At 73.6% G+C, this 16,862-nt stretch carries 15 protein-coding genes and 1 pseudogene; 11 read left to right on the forward strand and 5 right to left on the reverse strand.

Annotated features, from left to right (window positions below):
• Window positions 1-74 precede the first annotated feature (74 nt).
• Window positions 75-911, forward strand: a pseudogene (locus BU52_RS02490) (isocitrate lyase/PEP mutase family protein); the annotation flags it as partial.
• A 12-nt stretch (window positions 912-923) separates the two neighbouring features.
• Here the strand turns inward: BU52_RS02490 and ssgD are convergent.
• Window positions 924-1,337 (reverse strand): spore wall synthesis regulator SsgD, encoded by a 414-nt coding sequence (gene ssgD, locus BU52_RS33185; RefSeq protein WP_078903099.1) that lies wholly within the window; start codon window positions 1,335-1,337, stop codon window positions 924-926.
• Between the two features lie 221 nt (window positions 1,338-1,558).
• Between ssgD and BU52_RS02495 the strand changes: the two genes are divergently transcribed.
• From BU52_RS02495 to BU52_RS02505, 3 genes are all read left to right on the forward strand, one after another.
• Window positions 1,559-2,665 carry a WD40/YVTN/BNR-like repeat-containing protein gene (locus BU52_RS02495; protein WP_051857831.1) on the forward strand — a complete coding sequence of 369 codons (1,107 nt, stop codon included), beginning with the start codon at window positions 1,559-1,561 and terminating at the stop codon, window positions 2,663-2,665.
• Window positions 2,666-2,736: 71 nt separating this feature from the next.
• Entirely contained in the window at window positions 2,737-3,060 is a 324-nt protein-coding gene (locus tag BU52_RS02500; RefSeq protein ID WP_037927025.1) for a hypothetical protein, read from the forward strand.
• Between the two features lie 67 nt (window positions 3,061-3,127).
• Window positions 3,128-3,850: an endonuclease V gene (locus BU52_RS02505; RefSeq protein ID WP_037927027.1), complete on the forward strand. Its 723-nt coding sequence runs from the start codon at window positions 3,128-3,130 to the stop codon at window positions 3,848-3,850.
• Between the two features lie 201 nt (window positions 3,851-4,051).
• Here BU52_RS02505 and BU52_RS02510 read toward each other — a convergent pair whose 3' ends face one another.
• The gene (locus BU52_RS02510) at window positions 4,052-5,230 is read right to left on the reverse strand and encodes a saccharopine dehydrogenase family protein (RefSeq protein WP_037927031.1); all 1,179 of its coding nucleotides are present in this window, start codon (window positions 5,228-5,230) and stop codon (window positions 4,052-4,054) included.
• Window positions 5,231-5,320: 90 nt separating this feature from the next.
• On the opposite strand from BU52_RS02510, the gene BU52_RS02515 reads away from it, so the two are divergent.
• The 4 genes from BU52_RS02515 (at window position 5,321) to BU52_RS02530 (ending at window position 10,444) form a co-directional block, all read left to right on the forward strand.
• Window positions 5,321-5,701, forward strand: a complete 381-nt coding sequence (locus BU52_RS02515) for an MmcQ/YjbR family DNA-binding protein (RefSeq protein WP_037927034.1) — start codon at window positions 5,321-5,323, stop codon at window positions 5,699-5,701.
• A gap of 128 nt (window positions 5,702-5,829) precedes the next feature.
• Complete coding sequence (locus BU52_RS02520) at window positions 5,830-6,993, forward strand: CaiB/BaiF CoA transferase family protein (protein ID WP_037927038.1); 1,164 nt, start codon at window positions 5,830-5,832, stop codon at window positions 6,991-6,993.
• Window positions 6,994-7,004: 11 nt separating this feature from the next.
• Window positions 7,005-8,219, forward strand: a complete 1,215-nt coding sequence (locus tag BU52_RS02525; RefSeq protein ID WP_037927039.1) for an acetyl-CoA C-acetyltransferase — start codon at window positions 7,005-7,007, stop codon at window positions 8,217-8,219.
• Window positions 8,220-8,266: 47 nt separating this feature from the next.
• Window positions 8,267-10,444, forward strand: a complete 2,178-nt coding sequence (locus BU52_RS02530) for a 3-hydroxyacyl-CoA dehydrogenase NAD-binding domain-containing protein (RefSeq protein WP_037927042.1) — start codon at window positions 8,267-8,269, stop codon at window positions 10,442-10,444.
• A 17-nt stretch (window positions 10,445-10,461) separates the two neighbouring features.
• On the opposite strand, the gene BU52_RS02535 is transcribed toward BU52_RS02530, so the two are convergent.
• On the reverse strand, window positions 10,462-11,169 hold the full coding sequence (locus BU52_RS02535) for a MerR family transcriptional regulator (protein WP_037927045.1): 708 nt from the start codon (window positions 11,167-11,169) through the stop codon (window positions 10,462-10,464).
• A gap of 99 nt (window positions 11,170-11,268) precedes the next feature.
• Between BU52_RS02535 and BU52_RS02540 the strand changes: the two genes are divergently transcribed.
• Window positions 11,269-11,748 carry a macro domain-containing protein gene (locus BU52_RS02540; protein ID WP_037927048.1) on the forward strand — a complete coding sequence of 160 codons (480 nt, stop codon included), beginning with the start codon at window positions 11,269-11,271 and terminating at the stop codon, window positions 11,746-11,748.
• Window positions 11,749-11,885: 137 nt separating this feature from the next.
• Complete coding sequence (locus BU52_RS02545) at window positions 11,886-13,616, forward strand: BCCT family transporter (protein ID WP_407702025.1); 1,731 nt, start codon at window positions 11,886-11,888, stop codon at window positions 13,614-13,616.
• Window positions 13,617-13,706: 90 nt separating this feature from the next.
• Here the strand turns inward: BU52_RS02545 and BU52_RS02550 are convergent, their stop codons facing one another.
• Window positions 13,707-14,660 carry an FAD-dependent oxidoreductase gene (locus BU52_RS02550; RefSeq protein WP_037927057.1) on the reverse strand — a complete coding sequence of 318 codons (954 nt, stop codon included), beginning with the start codon at window positions 14,658-14,660 and terminating at the stop codon, window positions 13,707-13,709.
• Window positions 14,661-14,926: 266 nt separating this feature from the next.
• On the reverse strand, window positions 14,927-15,076 hold the full coding sequence (locus tag BU52_RS35195; protein WP_157847799.1) for a hypothetical protein: 150 nt from the start codon (window positions 15,074-15,076) through the stop codon (window positions 14,927-14,929).
• A 143-nt stretch (window positions 15,077-15,219) separates the two neighbouring features.
• Between BU52_RS35195 and BU52_RS02555 the strand changes: the two genes are divergently transcribed.
• A complete protein-coding gene (locus BU52_RS02555; RefSeq protein ID WP_037927067.1) occupies window positions 15,220-16,860 on the forward strand; it encodes an ABC-F family ATP-binding cassette domain-containing protein in 1,641 nt (546 codons plus the stop codon).
• The last annotated feature ends 2 nt before the right edge of the window (window positions 16,861-16,862 follow it).

A 16,862-nucleotide genomic window follows, 5' to 3' on the forward strand; every position in this document is an offset into this window, starting at 1 on the left:
CGCTTCTCCGCCGGGTACGCCCCTGTCGGATTCTCGCCGGACACGACGCCTGCCGCGCTGGTTGAGTGGCCGGCATGACGAACCCCGCCACCGAGCTCCGTGACCGCGCCCTCGCCTTTCGCTCCCTGCACGTCCCGGGGCGTCCGCTGATCCTGCCCAACGCCTGGGACCTCGCCAGTGCCCGTCTGGTGGAGGACGCGGGCGCCGGTGCCGTGGCGACCACGAGCGCCGGGGTCGCCTGGGCCCTCGGCGCGGCGGACGGGGACCGGCTGGACCGCGGGCGGGCCCTGCGCGCCGTGGCGGAGATCGCCGCGGCCGTCCGTGTGCCCGTCACCGCCGACATCGAGAGCGGCTACGCGGAGGATCCGGCGGGAGTCGGCGCCACCGTGCGCGCCGTGCTCGCGGCGGGCGCGGTCGGGGTGAACATCGAGGACGCCCTGCACGGCAGCGGCAGGGGCCCGTTGCGCCCGGCCGGTGAGCAGGCCGAGCGGATCGCCGCCGCCCGCGCGGCCGCGGACGCGGCCGGCGTGCCGCTCTTCGTCAACGCCCGCGTCGACACCTTCCTGAGCGGCACCGGGGCAGTGGACGACACCCTGGAGCGCGCCGCCGCCTACCTCGCCGCGGGCGCCGACGGGATCTTCGTCCCCGGTACCGTCGACCCGGGGACCGTGAGGGAGCTCGCCGAGCGGATCGACGCCCCGTTGAACGTCATGGCCGGTCCCGGCGCCCCGCCGGCCGGTGAACTGGCCGCCCTGGGAGTGGCCCGCGTGAGCGTCGGATCCGGCATCGCCCAGGCCGCGCACGCCCTGGTCCGCCGCGCCGCGCGGGAGCTGCTCGACGACGGGACGTACCACGCGCAAGCCGACGGCCTGGCGTTCGAAGTCCTCAACACCCTGATGGCCGCAGGTCGTTGGCCCAACCCGTCAGGCGTCGCGCATCAGCTCCGCGAGGTCGTGGTCCAGGTCGAGTTGGAGGTGCTCAAGACCGGCCGGCACCAGTTCGCTCGTGGCGTCGAGAAACCGGCGCACCTCGCCCGAGCGGACGTGCACGACGGCGGTCCCCTCGGGGGCGTGGAACTCCAGCACGGTGCGGTCGTAGCCGTACGGGCGCACCCGCACGTCGCCGTGGCCCTCGGGTCCCCGCAGCCCCGCGGCCAGCAGTTCGCGGGCGAACGTCCAGCAGACCTCGACGCCCTCCAGGGTGGCCGGCGCGGGAAAGGTCATACGGACGGCGAACGGGTCGTCGCGGTCGTAGTGCAGCGTGGCGGGAATGTTCGGCATCCGCGGCGCGGCGGCGACCAGACGGGCCTCTACGGGCTGTTCGATGACGGTGGACAACGCCTTGCTCCCTCGTGACGGCTGGACGGGCTTCCGGGCGGATCGGGTCGGCTACTCGAGGAGACGACGGAATCAGCCAATCCGTGCACACGAAGAGCGAGTGACCTCTGTCACCGCCTTCATGCACCCGAGTGACACGGCTCTCCCGCGCCTCCTTGCGGGCCCCCGCCTCGCCAACGCCCTCTGGACGGCGCCCGGACGGTGGACTAGCTTCGCCCGCCATGAGGCGCTCGGGGAACACGAGACGGACGAGACGAACCCACCGCCGGGTGACCGCGGCCGCCGCGTGCGCGGCGGCCCTGGCCGCTCTGACGGCCGTACCGGCCCAGGCGCACGGACCGGACGGGCGGACGGCGCCGCACTGGTCGGTCAAGGACACCGGCACTCCGGAGGTCAGGTTCCGCGGCCTGTCCGCCGTCAGCCGCGGCACCGCCTGGGTGGCCGGGAGCCACGGCACCGTCCTGCGCACCACCGACGGCGGCGGGAGCTGGCGGAACGTCTCCCCGCCGGGCTCGGGGGAGTTGCAGTTCCGGGACATCGAGGCGTTCGACGCGCGGCGGGCCGTGGTGCTGGCCATCGGCGAGGGCGAGGCGTCCCGGGTGTACCGCACCGATGACGGCGGGGCGACCTGGACGGAGTCCTTCCGCAACACCGACGCCCGGGCCTTCTACGACTGCCTCACCTTCTTCGACCACCGCCACGGCCTCGCGATGAGCGACCCGGTGGACGGCAGGTTCCGCATCCTGTCGACCCGGGACGGCGGCCGCAGCTGGAGAGTGCTGCCCGACGGGGGGATGCCCCCGGCGCTGGAGGGCGAGGCCGGTTTCGCGGCGAGCGGCCAGTGCCTGGTGTCCTCGGGACCGAAGGACGTCTGGCTGGCCACCGGGGGAGCCGCACGGGCACGCGTGCTGCACTCCGCCGACCGGGGCCGCACCTGGACGGTCACCGACAGCCCGATCCCGGGCGGCGACCCGGCGCGCGGTGTCTTCGCCCTCGCTTTCCGCGACCGCGCCCACGGCCTCGCCGTCGGCGGCGACTTCCGTCCCGGCGAGGCCTCGCCGGACGCGGCCGCCCGCAGCGCCGACGGCGGCCGCACCTGGCGCCCGGCCGGCGCGCCGCCCTCTTCCTACCGCTCCGGTGTCGCCTGGCTCCCGCACAGCAGCACCGCGGCCCTCGCGGTGGGTCCCACCGGCACCGACCTGACGACCGACGCCGGCCGCACCTGGCGGACCGTCGACACCGGGTCGTACGACACGGTCGACTGCACGCCCGACCACGGCTGCTGGGCGGCGGGGGAGAAGGGACGGGTTGCCCGCCTGGAGCACTGACGCGTGCGGCCTGACCTGATCGCTGCCAACGTGGGTACCCGTTCGCTGTACACGAGAGGAAGTGAGCGGACATGCCACGCGGTTCCAGCCCGAAGCGGGAGCGTCAGTACGAGCACATCAAGGAGAGCGCGGAGGACCGGGGTGAGAGCACCGGGCGCGCCAAGGAGATCGCCGCCCGGACGGTGAACAAGGAGCGTGCCCGGTCCGGCGAGTCCAGGACGGCCAGCCGCACCTCCACACAGGACATGTCGTCCGGCAGGCGCGGCGGCCAGCGGTCCGGCAAGGGCTCCCAGGGCCCCACCAGGGACCAGCTGTACGAAGAGGCCAAGAAGCGGGGCGTCGAAGGCCGTTCGAACATGAACAAGAGCCAGCTCCAGCGGGCGCTCGGCAAGTGAGCCGCCTCCGCGCGGACGGGGACTCCCGCCGCGCGGAGAGCACCCGCCCCGTAGGCTCAGGGGCACGATGACGACCGTACGCACACCGGCCGACTGGCCCGTGACCGAGGAAGAGGCCCGAGCGGTCCAGGACCGGCTCCGCACCCGGGTGGTGCGCGACGAACCGGGCCCGCCGCCCGGCACGGGCCGGGTCACCGGGGTCGACGTGGCGTACGACGACGAGCGGGACGTCGTCGCCGCGGCGGCCGTCGTCCTGGACGCGGCGACCCTGGACGTGGTCGCCGAGTCCACGGCCGTGGGCCGCGTCCCCTTCCCGTACGTCCCCGGCCTGCTCGCGTTCCGCGAGATCCCCGCCGTCCTCGCCGCCCTGGACGCCCTGCCGTGCCCGCCCGGGCTGCTGGTCTGCGACGGCTACGGCCTCGCCCACCCCCGACGCTTCGGCCTGGCCAGCCACCTCGGCGTCCTCACCGGCCTGCCGACGATCGGCGTCGCCAAGAACCCCTTCACCTTCACCCACGAGGAACCGGACCCCCCGCGCGGCAGCTCCTCCCCGCTCCTCGCCGGCAGCGAGGAGGTCGGCCGCGCGCTGCGCACCCGACACGCCGTCAAGCCCGTCTTCGTCTCGGTCGGCCACCGCGTGAGCCTGGACAACGCCTGCGCCCACACCCTCGCACTGGCCCCCCGCTACCGCCTCCCCGAGACCACCCGCCGGGCGGACGCCCTGTGCCGGCGGGCACTCGCCGGGGCGGCCCCCGCCGGGCATTCCGTCCGAGGTGAGTGCGGGGCCTGAGTACCGCGACGGATGCGGGACCCCGCCCGCCCCGGCAGGCCGGCGTGCGTGACGACGCACCGTGCACCCGAGCCCGCCGGCCGCCGACGGCCGGCCCGTGACCGTCGGCCGGCCCTCGCCGTACTCACCAATCCCGGCCGGCTCGGCGGGATGATCCACACGCTGGTCGAGTGGCCGCTGTGCCCCCCGACGGCCGTGCCGTCAGCGGGTCGCGGCGACGCGGAAGCGGATGCCCGCCGTCCGCAGGCGGCCGATCAGTGCGTCGCCCATCGCCACCGCCGTCGTGACCTGACCCGAGGCCGGCGGAAGGTCGTCGAGAGCCAGGCACAGGGCCCCCTCGGCCAGCATCTTCGCCGTCTCGTCGTAGCCGGGGTCGCCGCCCGAGACCTCCGTGTACACCCGCCGGCCGCCGCCCTCGCCGACGAAGCGGACGGTGAACCAGCTCCTGGCGCGCTTCTCGGGGCTCGGTCCGTCGCCGGGCCCGAGGCGTTCGGAGAGCCGGCGCCGCAGCGCCGGCACCTGGGCCGCGGCGACCAGCGCGCCCACGGCCGCCACCCCGCCCATGGCCACCGGGAGGCGGCGCACGGCCGCGTAGTGCCGGTAGCGGAAGTCGGGGCCGTACCGGTCGAGTGACCTCGCCGAGCGGCGCACGATCTGCGCGTCGATCGTCGGCAGGGGCAGCGCCCAGGCGCCGACCTCCGGTGCGTAGCGCGGCGCGCCCATGGGGGCCGAGGCCCGCCGGCCCACCAGGCGCGGTTCGTGGTGCCGGCGGTCGCGGGCCGCCGCGCGGAGCCCGCGGTGCCGGGCGAACTGGTTCAGCGCCGAGGCGAAGGTGCCGCCCGAGAAGGCCGCGTCGGCGGTGACGAAGCCGTCCACGGACAGCGGCACCCCCTCCGGCAGTTGCCGCACGGTGAAGTAGGCGCCCAGGTCGTGCGGCACCGAGTCGAAGCCGCACGCGTGGACCAGCCGCGCGCCGGTCTCCCGCGCGCGGGCGTCGTGACGGACGTACACGAGGTCCACGAACTCCGGTTCACCCGTCAGGTCGACGTAGTCGGCCCCGGTGTCCGCGCAGGCGGCGACGAGTTCCTCGCCGTACTCCACGTAGGGGCCCACGGTCGTGGCCACCACGCGCGCGCTCTCGGCGAGGGCGCGCAGGGAGGCGGGGTCGGTCACGTCCGCCCGCAGCAGCCCCGGCTCCGCGCCTGCGGGCAGCCGCTCGCGCAACCGCTCCAGCTTCTCCGTGCTGCGGCCGGCGATCGCCCAGCGCAGCCCCGCGGGGGCGTGGGCGGCGAGGTACTCCGCGGTCAGCGTCCCGACGAAGCCGGTCGCTCCGAAGAGCACGATGTCGTAGGGACGGTCCGTCCTGTTCAGCCTGCTCATGACACCCCTTGGTCCTGCAGCCGCGCCGCTGTCGGTGGCCGAGGCTAGCGTGAGGGGTGCGGAGCCCGACGACGAGCCCGGAGGAAAGCGATGTCCGTACCGCCGAACGCCCTGAAGAAGTGGGAAAAAGTGCGCGACTACGCCCTGCGGCTGCCGGGAGCCGTCGAGGAGCACCCCTGGGGCGAGACCGTCGCCAAGGTGGGCGGGAAGGTGTTCGTCTTCCTCGGCGCCGACGACGGCAGTTACCCCATGGGGGTGACGGTGAAGCTCAAGGACGAGACGGCGCACGCCCATGCGCTGGCGTGCCCCGGCGCCGAGCCCGCCGGATACGGACTGGGAAAGGCAGGCTGGGTGCGCGTTCCCCTCGAACCCGCGGGCGCCCCGACGGCCGACCTGCTGTGCGACTGGGTGGAGGAGAGCTACCGCACCATCGCGCCCAAGCGGCTGGCGGCGGAGCTGGACGCACCCTGAGCGGGCGCGCGGCCGGACACCGCCCCGTAGAGTGGCTAAGCGCTTGCTCGCCCGGTCTTGTGCCGGGTGGAACGTGTTCTTAACATCGCTGGTGTTACATCAGATGTGTCACAGCCGTTGGGGGCTCGATGACGGAGGCGAAGGCGCCGGGCAGCGGTCCGCTCACCGGCGTGCGCGTGGTCGAGCTGGCCGGGATCGGGCCGGGCCCGTTCGCCGCCATGCTCCTGGCAGACCTGGGCGCCGATGTCGTACGCGTGGACCGTCCGGGCGGCCCGGGGCTGGGGATCGACCCGGCCCGTGACGTCACCAACCGCAACAAGCGCTCCGTGATCGTCGACCTGAAGGACCCGGACGGCCCCGCCCGCGTCCTCGACCTCGCCGAACGCGCCGACATCCTCGTCGAGGGCTACCGCCCCGGCGTCGCCGAGCGCCTCGGTGTCGGACCGGGGGACTGCCACGCCCGCAACCCGCGCCTGGTCTACGGCCGGATGACCGGCTGGGGCCAGCGGGGTCCCCTCGCCGACCGTGCGGGACACGACATCGCGTACATCGCCCTCACCGGCACCCTCGGCATGATCGGCGACCCGGACAGGCCGCCTGCCGTCCCGGCCAACCTGCTCGGCGACTACGCGGGCGGCTCCCTCTACCTCGTCGTCGGCGTCCTCGCCGCCCTGCACCACGCGCGCGCGACCGGCACCGGACAGGTCGTCGACGCCGCGATCGTGGACGGTACCGCCCACCTCTCGTCGATGATCCACGGCATGCTCGCCGCCGGCGCCTGGCAGGACCGGCGCGGCGCCAACCTCCTCGACGGGGGCTGCCCCTACTACGGCGTCTACGAGACCGCCGACGGCGGGCACATGGCGGTCGGCGCGCTGGAGCCGCGGTTCTACGCCGAGTTCCTGCGCCTGCTCGGCCTGGACGACCGGGCCGGGGCCCACGCCGACGTCACCCGCTGGCCGGAACTGCGCGCACGGGTCGCCGCCCGCTTCAGGACGCGTACCCGCGACGCGTGGGCGGCCCGCTTCGACGGCTCGGACGCGTGCGTGGCGCCCGTGCTGAGCCTGCGCGAGGCCCCGCACCACCCGCACCTCGCCGCCCGCTCCACGTTCACGGACCACGCGGGCGTCACCCAGCCCGCGCCGGCCCCGCGGTTCTCCGCGACCCCCACCACCGTCCGCACCGGGCCCGCCCGGCCGGGCGCCGACACCGACGACGTGGCCCGCGACTGGGACGTACCCCGGCTGCGGTCCTCGACCCCGAAGCCCCCGAAGCCCTCGAATCCTCAGTGAAAGGCCCTCTCGTGAGCACCGAAGCGTATGTGTACGACGCGATCCGCACCCCGCGCGGGCGCGGCAAGGCGAACGGCGCCCTGCACGGGACCAAGCCCATCGACCTGGTGGTGGGCCTCATCCACGAGATCCGCGACCGCTTCCCGGACCTGGACCCCGCCGCCGTCGACGACATCGTGCTCGGCGTGGTCGGCCCGGTCGGCGACCAGGGTTCCGACATCGCCCGCATCGCCGCCGTGGCCGCCGGCCTGCCGGACACGGTGGCCGGCGTCCAGGAGAACCGCTTCTGTGCCTCCGGCCTCGAGGCCGTCAACATGGCCGCCGCCAAGGTGCGCTCCGGCTGGGAGGACCTCGTCCTCGCGGGCGGCGTGGAGTCCATGTCCCGCGTCCCCATGGCCTCCGACGGCGGCGCCTGGTTCAACGACCCGATGACCAACCTCGCCGTCAACTTCGTCCCGCAGGGCATCGGCGCCGATCTGATCGCCACCATCGAAGGCTTCTCCCGGCGCGACGTCGACGAGTACGCGGCCCTCTCGCAGGAGCGCGCGGCCACCGCCTGGAAGGAGAACCGTTTCGAGCGGTCCGTCGTCCCGGTGAGGGACCGCAGCGGCCTGGTCGTCCTCGACCACGACGAGCACCTGCGCCCCGGCACCACCGCCGACTCGCTGGGCAAGCTGAAGCCGTCCTTCGCCGACATCGGCGAACTCGGCGGGTTCGACGCGGTGGCGCTGCAGAAGTACCACTGGGTGGAGAAAATCGACCACGTCCACCACGCGGGCAACTCCTCCGGCATCGTCGACGGCGCCGCCCTCGTCGCCATCGGCTCCAAGGAGGCCGGCGAGCGCAACGGACTCACCCCGCGCGCCCGGATCGTCTCCGCCGCCGTCTCCGGCTCCGAGCCCACCATCATGCTCACCGGCCCCGCCCCCGCCACCCGCAAGGCCCTCGCCAAGGCCGGCCTGACCATCGACGACATCGACCTGGTCGAGATCAACGAGGCTTTCGCAGCGGTCGTCCTGCGCTTCGTGAGGGACATGGGCCTGTCCCTCGACAAGGTCAACGTCAACGGCGGCGCCATCGCGCTGGGCCACCCGCTCGGCGCCACCGGCGCGATGATCCTCGGCACGCTCGTCGACGAACTCGAACGCCAGGACAAGCGCTACGGCCTCGCCACGCTCTGCGTGGGCGGCGGCATGGGCATCGCCACCGTCGTCGAACGCCTCTGAACCCCCAGCGACCGCACGCGACTTCCACGAAGACCCGGAGACCCCTCATGACCGAGAGCACCACGATCCGCTGGGAACAGGACGACACCGGCGTCGTCACCCTCGTCCTCGACGACCCCGACCAGTCCGCGAACACCATGAACAAGGCGTTCCGCGACTCACTCGCCGTGATCACCGACCGCCTGGAGGCGGAGAAGGACTCCCTCCGCGGCGTCATCCTCACCTCCGCCAAGAAGACCTTCTTCGCCGGCGGCGACCTGCGGGACCTGATCCGCGTCACCCCGGACACGGCCCAGCAGCTGTTCGACGGCGGGATGGCGCTCAAGCGCCAGATGCGCCGCATCGAGACCCTCGGCAAACCGGTCGTCGCCGCGATCAACGGCGCCGCGCTCGGCGGCGGTTACGAACTCGCCCTGGCCTGCCACCACCGGATCGCCCTCGACGCCCCCGGCTCCAAGATCGGCTGCCCCGAGGTCACGCTCGGCCTGCTCCCCGGAGGGGGCGGCGTCGTCCGCACCGTCCGCATGCTCGGTATCACCGACGCGCTGCTGAAGGTGCTGCTCCAGGGCACCCAGTACAACCCGCGCCGGGCCCTGGAGAACGGCCTGGTCGACGAGATCGCCGACACGCGCGAGGACATGCTCGCCAAGGCCCGCGCCTTCATCGACGCCCACCCCGAGTCCGCGCAGCCCTGGGACAGGCCCGGCTACCGCATCCCCGGCGGCACCCCCGCCCACCCCAAGTTCGCCGCCAACCTGCCTGCCTTCCCGGCCAACCTGCGCAAGCAGACGGGCGGCGCCCCCTACCCGGCCCCGCGCAACATCATGGCCGCGGCCGTCGAGGGCGCCCAGGTCGACTTCGAGACCGCCCAGGTCATCGAGGCGCGCTACTTCGTCGAGCTGGCCGCGGGACAGACGTCGAAGAACATGATCCAGGCGTTCTTCTTCGACCTCCAGGCCGTCAACTCCGGCGCCAACCGGCCGAAGGGCGTCGAGCCGCGCAGGGTCACCAGGGTCGCCGTCCTCGGCGCCGGGATGATGGGCGCCGGCATCGCCTACTCGTGCGCCCGCGCGGGCATCGACGTCGTCCTCAAGGACGTCTCCCTGGAAGCCGCCGTCAAGGGCAAGGGCTACTCCGAGAAGCTGTGCGCCAAGGCCGTCGCCAAGGGCCGCACCAGCCGGGAGAAGGCCGACGCGCTGCTCGCGCGGATCACGCCCACCGCCGAGGCCGCCGACCTCGCCGGCTGCGACGCGGTCATCGAGGCCGTCTTCGAGGACACCGCCCTCAAGCACAAGGTGTTCCAGGAGATCCAGGACGTCGTCGCCCCCGACGCGCTGCTGTGCTCCAACACCTCCACCCTGCCCATCACCGCCCTGGCGGAAGGCGTCGAGCGCCAGGACGACTTCATCGGGCTGCACTTCTTCTCGCCCGTCGACAGGATGCCGCTGGTCGAGATCATCAAGGGTGAGCGCACGGGGGACGAGGCGCTGGCCCGGGCCTTCGACCTGGTCCGGCAGATCAACAAGACCCCGATCGTCGTCAACGACTCGCGCGGCTTCTTCACCTCCCGCGTCATCGGGCACTTCATCAACGAGGGCGTCGCCATGGTCGGCGAGGGCGTCGAGCCCGCGTCGGTCGAGCAGGCCGCCGCCCAGGCGGGCTACCCGGCCAAGGTGCTCTCCCTGATGGACGAGCTGACCCTCACCCTGCCGCGCAGGATCCGCAGCGAGTCGAAGCGGGCGGTCGAGGAGGCCGGCGGCACCTGGACCGCGCACCCGGCCGAGGCGGTCGTCGACCGCATGGTCGACGAGTTCGGCCGCACGGGCCGCAGCGGCGGGGCCGGCTTCTACGAGTACGGCGAGGACGGCAGGCGGGGCGCCCTGTGGCCGGGGCTGCGCGAGCACTTCACCAAGCCCGGGCACCGGATCCCGTTCCGCGACATGCAGGAACGCATGCTGTTCTCCGAGGCGCTGGACAGCGTCCGGCTGCTGGAGGAGGGCGTGCTGACGTCCGTCGCCGACGCCAACATCGGCTCCATCCTCGGTATCGGCTTCCCCGGCTGGACCGGTGGCGTGCTGCAGTACATCAACGGCTACGAGGGCGGCCTGCCCGGATTCGTGGCCCGCGCGCGCGAACTCGCCGAGCGCTACGGCGAGCGCTTCACCCCGCCCGCCCTGCTGGTGGAGAAGGCGGAGAGGGGAGAGGTGTTCAAGGACGCGCGCTGACGCCGTTCACCGGGGTCTCACCCCTCCTCGTCGAGCCACTCCCGCAGCTCCTCCCTCAGCGACCGCTGGAAGGTGGTGAGCAGCGCCTGCACCACCAGCGGATGCATCCGCGCGGACAGGGACCGCACGTCCCGCGCGTCCTTGTCCGCGACCGCGTCGCGCAACTGCCGCGACAGCTCGTGCGCGGCGGCCCGGGAGTGCTCGGTCAGCGTGGTGCGGGCGGCGAGGACCGTCTCGTGCGACAGCGGTACGTCCAGGAGTTCGACGCCGAGCCGCAGCAGCCCGGCGTCGACCCGGAAGGCCTCGCCGTCCGGGGCCCCGCCGACGGGCTCGACGACGTCCATCGCCGCCAGCCGCTTCAGGTCCTCCTCGTCCAGCTCACGCCCCGCACGGCGCTCCAGCTCGCCGCGCGACACCGTCTCCGTCGCGCTCGGCGCCCAGGAGGCCACCACCGCCCGCTGGACCGCCAGGTCGCGCGCGCTCAGGTCCGGCGGCAACTGCCCCAGGTACCGCTCGATCGCCGCCAGCGTCATGCCGCGGTGCTGCAGCTCCTCGATGAGCTCCAGCCGGGCCAGGTGCTCCCGCCCGTAGTGACCGACCCGCCGGGGACCGATCGCCGGCGGTGGCAGCAGCCCCCTGGTGCCGTAGAAGCGGACCGTGCGCACGGTGACCCCGGCCCGGGCCGCCAGTTCGTCGATCGTCAGGGCCTCGGTCTCGGTCGTCATGTCCGCCAGTATCGCTGTGCCACCACCACTGCGACACCTCCGCCTCCCGGCCGCCCACGCGCCCGGCCCGTCGTCGGTGCGGCCGCCTACGGTGAGACCATGCCGGGGATCACGTACGTCCGGGGCGACGCCACCGCTCCGTCGGTCAAGGGTGTCAAGATCATCGCCCACGTCTGCAACGACATCGGGGGCTGGGGGAAGGGCTTCGTCCTGGCCGTGTCCCGCCGCTGGCCCGAGCCGGAGGCCGCCTACCGCGCCTGGCACCGCGACCGCGCCTCCAACGACTTCGCGCTGGGCGCCGTGCAGGTCGTCCGGGTGGAGCGGTACGTCCTGGTGGCCAACATGATCGGCCAGCGCGGCACACGGACCGGCAGCAAGGGCGCCCCCGTCCGCTACGAGGCGATCGACACGGCCCTCGCCCGCCTGGCCGGACACGCGCGCGCCCTCGGCGCCTCGGTCCACATGCCCCGCATAGGCTGCGGCCTGGCCGGCGGCACGTGGCCGCGTGTCGAACCGCTGATCGACCGACGGCTGGCCGGGCAGGGCATATCCGTGACGGTGTACGACCACGGGGACTGAACGGCGGGTGGCCGACGGGCCGCGTGCCACCTGGGGGAGCGGTGGCGAACACATTCTGCCAATGAGGTGAGTTTTGCGCCAAAGGTGGTAAGGGCGTAGCGGGAGGAGCGCCCTCCGTCCCACGGCTGCGAGGAAAGGTGCCGCCCGTGACACAGGAACAGCACGCAGACCATGACCCCACGGCAGGCCCACTACCCGGTTCCGAAGCGGGCCTGCCCGGCCGGGAGGGGCCGCGGACCGACCGGGTGGTGTTCGGCGTCACCGCCGTGCTCACCCTCGCGTTCGTGCTCTGGGGCGCCATCTGGACGGACTCGCTCGAGGACGTCTCCTCCAGCATGCTCGGCGGGCTGATGCACAACGGCGGCTGGGGATTCATGCTGGCCGCCTCGGGTTTCGTGGTCTTCGCCCTCTGGCTCGCGGCCAGCCGCTACGGCCGGATCCACCTCGGTGCCGAGGGCGAGGAGCCGGAGTTCCGCACCGTGTCCTGGATCGCCATGATGTTCAGTGCGGGCATGGGCATCGGCCTGATGTTCTGGGGCGTGAGCGAACCGCTCGCCCATTACACGACGCCTCCGCCGGGCACCAGTCCGGCCGACTCCGGCGACCGCATGGAGACGGCCATGGCCACCACCCTCTTCCACTGGACGCTCCACCCGTGGGCGATCTACGCGGTGGTCGGCCTCGCCATCGCCTACAGCACCTTCCGCCGGCGCCGCCGGCAGACCATCAGCGCCGTGTTCACCCCGCTCATCGGTGAGAAGAACGCGCACGGCGTCGGCGGCCGGGTCATCGACATCCTCGCCATCATCGCGACGGTCTTCGGCTCCGCGGCCTCACTGGGCCTCGGCGCGCTGCAGATCGGGTCCGGTGTGGAGAAACTCGACTGGATGGACAGGGTCAGCACCGGGCTGCTGGTCGGCATCATCGCGGTGCTGACCGTGGCGTTCGTGGCCTCCGCGGTCTCCGGTGTCGAGAAGGGCATCCAGTGGCTGTCCAACACCAACATGGTGCTGGCCCTGATCCTCGCCGTGTTCGTGTTCGTCGCGGGTCCGACCATCCTCATCCTCGATCTGCTGCCGACCTCGGTCTTCGCCTACCTCGGCGACCTTCCCGAACTGGCCGGCCGCACCGAGATCAGCGGGGGTGAGGGCGTCGCCGACTGGCTGGGCAGCTGGACCGTCTTCTACTGGGCGTGGTGGATCTCCTGGACGCCCTTCGTCGGCATGTTCATCGCCCGCATCAGCCGGGGCCGCACCATCCGCCAGTTCATCGGCGGGGTCATCCTCGTCCCCAGCACGGTCAGCCTGGTCTGGTTCGCGATCTTCGGCGGCTCGGCGATGCGGCTCCAGGAGCAGAAACGGCTCGGTGACGAGTCGACCCCGGAGGGCCGGCTCTTCGCCGTGCTGCAGGAGTACCCGGTCGCCACCGTCACCAGCCTGCTGGTGATGATCCTCGTCGGCATCTTCTTCGTCTCGGGCGCCGACGCCGCCTCGATCGTGATGGGCACCCTCTCGCAGAAGGGCGCGCTCGAACCCAGCCGCTGGGCGGTGGTGTTCTGGGGCGTGGTCACCGGGGGTGTGGCGGCGATCATGCTGCTGGTCGGGAGCGGACAGGGCGACGCGCTGACGGGCCTGCAGAACCTCACGATCCTCGCGGCGGCGCCGTTCGTCGTCGTGATGCTCTTCATGTGCGTGGCGCTCATGCGCGACCTGCGCCGCGATCCCCTCATCGTGAGGGGCGAGATGGGTTCCGAGGCCGTGGAGATGGCGGTCATCGAGGGCCACAAGAGGTACGACGGCGAATTCGAACTCCGTGTCGGCCCGGGCCGGGGCACGGACGTGGAGGGCGACCCCATCGGCAAACACTGACCCGCCCCCGGCCGCCGGTGCGCCCCCGGGCCGGCGCACCGGCGGCGTTCACGCCACCGCCGCCGCGCGACCCGGGCCGGTCGTCCCCCTTCACCGGGTGGCCAGTGCCGCCGCCTCCTCCGCGCAGCCCCAGGCCACGGTGACGCCCCCGCCGCCGTGGCCGTAGTTGTGGACCAAAACCCGGCCGTCGGGGAGCACCGTGCGTTCCAGACGGACCGTCCCGCGGGCCGGGCGCAGGCCCACGCGGTGGTCCAGGACCCGAGCGCCGGCGATCTCCGGGCGCAGGGCCGCGCAGCGCCGTACGATCGCCTCGGCGACCGCCGGGTCCGGCTCCGTGGACCAGGCGTCCTCCTCCGCCGTACCGCCCAGCACGAGCCGCCCCGGCTGCGGAAGGACGTACGCCAAGGCGCCGTCGGCCCCGGTGGAGACCGTCCAGGTACGGATCCCCGGGTTCTCCACGACCACCAGCTGCCCCCGCACCGGCCGCACCGCCGGATCCGGCACCAGCTCCCGTGCCCCCAGCCCCGTGCAGTTGACGACGACCGGCGCGCCGGTCTCGGTCAGATCCGTCACCGTACGCGCCTCGACCGCGCCCCCCGCCGCGAGGAACCGCTCCCGCAGCCATGGCAGATGAGCCGACATGTCGATGAGCGGCAGCCTGGCCCACACCCCCGGCCCGGCGGGATACTCCCCGGCCGTCGCCCGGCGCAGCCCCGGCAGCCGCGCGGCGGCCCAGGAGTCGACGTCGTCCAGGCCCGTTTCACCCAGTACTCCCTCCGCCATCCGTACGCCGGTGGTCTCCGGCCGTGCCGCCATGCCCTCGTACACGTCCAGCGACCGCAGTGCCCACGCGCGCGCCGACGCCATCGGCTCGACGCGGTAGGGCCACCACAGCCCGCCCGCGACCGCCGAGGTGGTCCGCTCCACCGGGTCCCGCGTCCACAGCCGCACCCGCACACCGCGCTCGGCCAGGACCACGGCCGTGGTCAGCCCGGCGACGCCGCCGCCGACCACCAGTACGTCGCAGGGAAGTTCGCTCTCCATCGGGCGGACGTTAGCCGAAGACTCCATTCCGTGCTCAGGTGCGGCCCGCGGTGGGAATGCCCCTGGACGGCGGCCTCCCGGGCGCCCGCCGCCGTGTCCTGCTGATCGGCGCACGGGTCGCCCGCGCGCCGGGCTCGCCGCCGCCCTGCGCCGAATCGGCGCCGAGAGCGCCGACGGCGTCCCCACCGAGGAGCCGCGGGGCTACGGCGCCGTCGTCCTCGGCCCGTCGGGCGGCACCGCCGAACGCGACGTCGTCCGCCGCGCCTTCACAGCCCGCCCGCGTCGACGAGCACCGTGTCGACGGCCTCGCCCCCGGTCGCCCCCCTGCTCCTGCCGGGGTGCGGCTCACCGCGTACCGGGTCGACCGGCTCTCCCGCGCCCCCACGCGGGACGTCGTCGACGGCGCCGGCCGCCACCGCCTCCCCCTGGACGCCGCGGCGGTGCGCGGGGCGAGGCGGACGCCGTGGCGCGCACCGGCGGGACGGTGCTGGTGACAGCCGTGCGACGGCGATAACCGGCGCGCGGCCGGCCGCGCGCGACGACTAGGATCGGCGGTCTGATGACTGCCACCCTCGTCGCCAAGAACCTCGCCGCCGGGCACGGCGACCGCTCCCTGTTCGCCGGTCTCGACCTCGTCGTCGCCCCCGGCGACGTGATCGGTCTGGTCGGTGCCAACGGCGCGGGCAAGTCCACGCTGCTGCGCCTGCTCGCCGGGCTCACCCCACCGGAGCAGGGCGAGCTGCGCCTCTCCCCGCCCACCGCGACCGTCGGGCACCTGCCGCAGGAGCCGGAGCGCCGGCCAGGCGAGACGGTGCGGCAGTTCCTGGCCCGCCGCACCGGGGTCGCCGAGGCCCAGAGCGCCATGGACAGCGCGACCCAGGCCCTGGTCGACGGCGCTCCGGGCGCGGACGACGCCTATGCCACGAGCCTGGAGCGCTGGCTCTCCCTGGGCGGCGCCGACCTCGACGAGCGTGCCGAGGAGGTCACCGGCTCCCTGGGTCTGGCCGTCGGCCTGGACCAGCCGATGACCTCGCTGTCCGGCGGCCAGGCCGCCCGCGCCGGGCTCGCCTCCCTTCTCCTGTCCCGGTACGACGTCTTCCTCCTCGACGAGCCGACCAACGACCTCGACCTGGACGGCCTGGAGCGCCTCGAACGCTTCGTCAGCGGACTACGGGCCGGCACGGTCGTCGTCAGCCACGACCGCGAGTTCCTCACCCGCACCGTCACCAAGGTCCTCGAACTCGACCTGGCCCAGCGCCGGATCGGCCTCTACGGCGGTGGTTACGAGGCCTACCTGGAGGAGCGGGACGTGGCCCGCAGGCACGCCCGGGACGAGTACGAGGAGTACGCCGACAGGCGGGCCGCGCTGCAGGACCGGGCACAGATGCAGCGCACCTGGATGGACAAGGGCGTGAAGAACGCCCGCCGCAAGGCGGGCAACGACAACGACAAGATCGGCCGCAAGTTCCGCAGCGAGGCCAGCGAGAAGCAGGCCGCCAAGGCACGCCAGACACAGCGCATGATCGAACGCCTCGAGGTCGTCGAGGAGCCGCGCAAGGAGTGGGAACTGCGCATGGAGATCGCGTCCGCCCCGCGCTCCGGCGCCGTGGTGGCCACCCTGCGTGACGCCGAGGTCCGCCGCGGCGGTTTCACCCTCGGCCCGGTGTCCCTGCAGATCGACTGGGCGGACCGGGTCGCCGTCACCGGCGCCAACGGAGCGGGCAAATCCACCCTGCTGGGCGCCCTGCTGGGCCGCGTCCCGCTCGACGCGGGCCACGCCGCACTGGGCTCGGGCGTCCTGCTCGGAGAGGTCGACCAGGCCCGCGCGCTGTTCCACGGTCCTGAGCCCCTGCTGGACGCGTTCCGTCCGGCGGTCCCCGGCCTGGAACCGGCCGACATCCGCACCCTGCTGGCCAAGTTCGGTCTCAAGGCGGACCACGTCGTGCGCCCCGCCGCCACGCTGTCCCCGGGCGAACGCACCCGCGCCGCCCTCGCCCTCCTCCAGGGCCGGGGCGTCAACCTCCTCGTGCTGGACGAGCCGACCAACCACCTCGACCTGCCCGCCATCGAACAGCTGGAGTCCGCCCTCGACGCCTACGAGGGCACCCTGCTGCTGGTCACGCACGACCGCCGCATGCTCGACGCGGTCCGCGTGACCCGCCGCCTGGACGTCGCCGACGGCAAGGTGACCGAACGCTGACG

The organism is Streptomyces toyocaensis, assembly GCF_000725125.1.
Classification (GTDB): Bacteria; Actinomycetota; Actinomycetes; order Streptomycetales; family Streptomycetaceae; genus Streptomyces; species Streptomyces toyocaensis.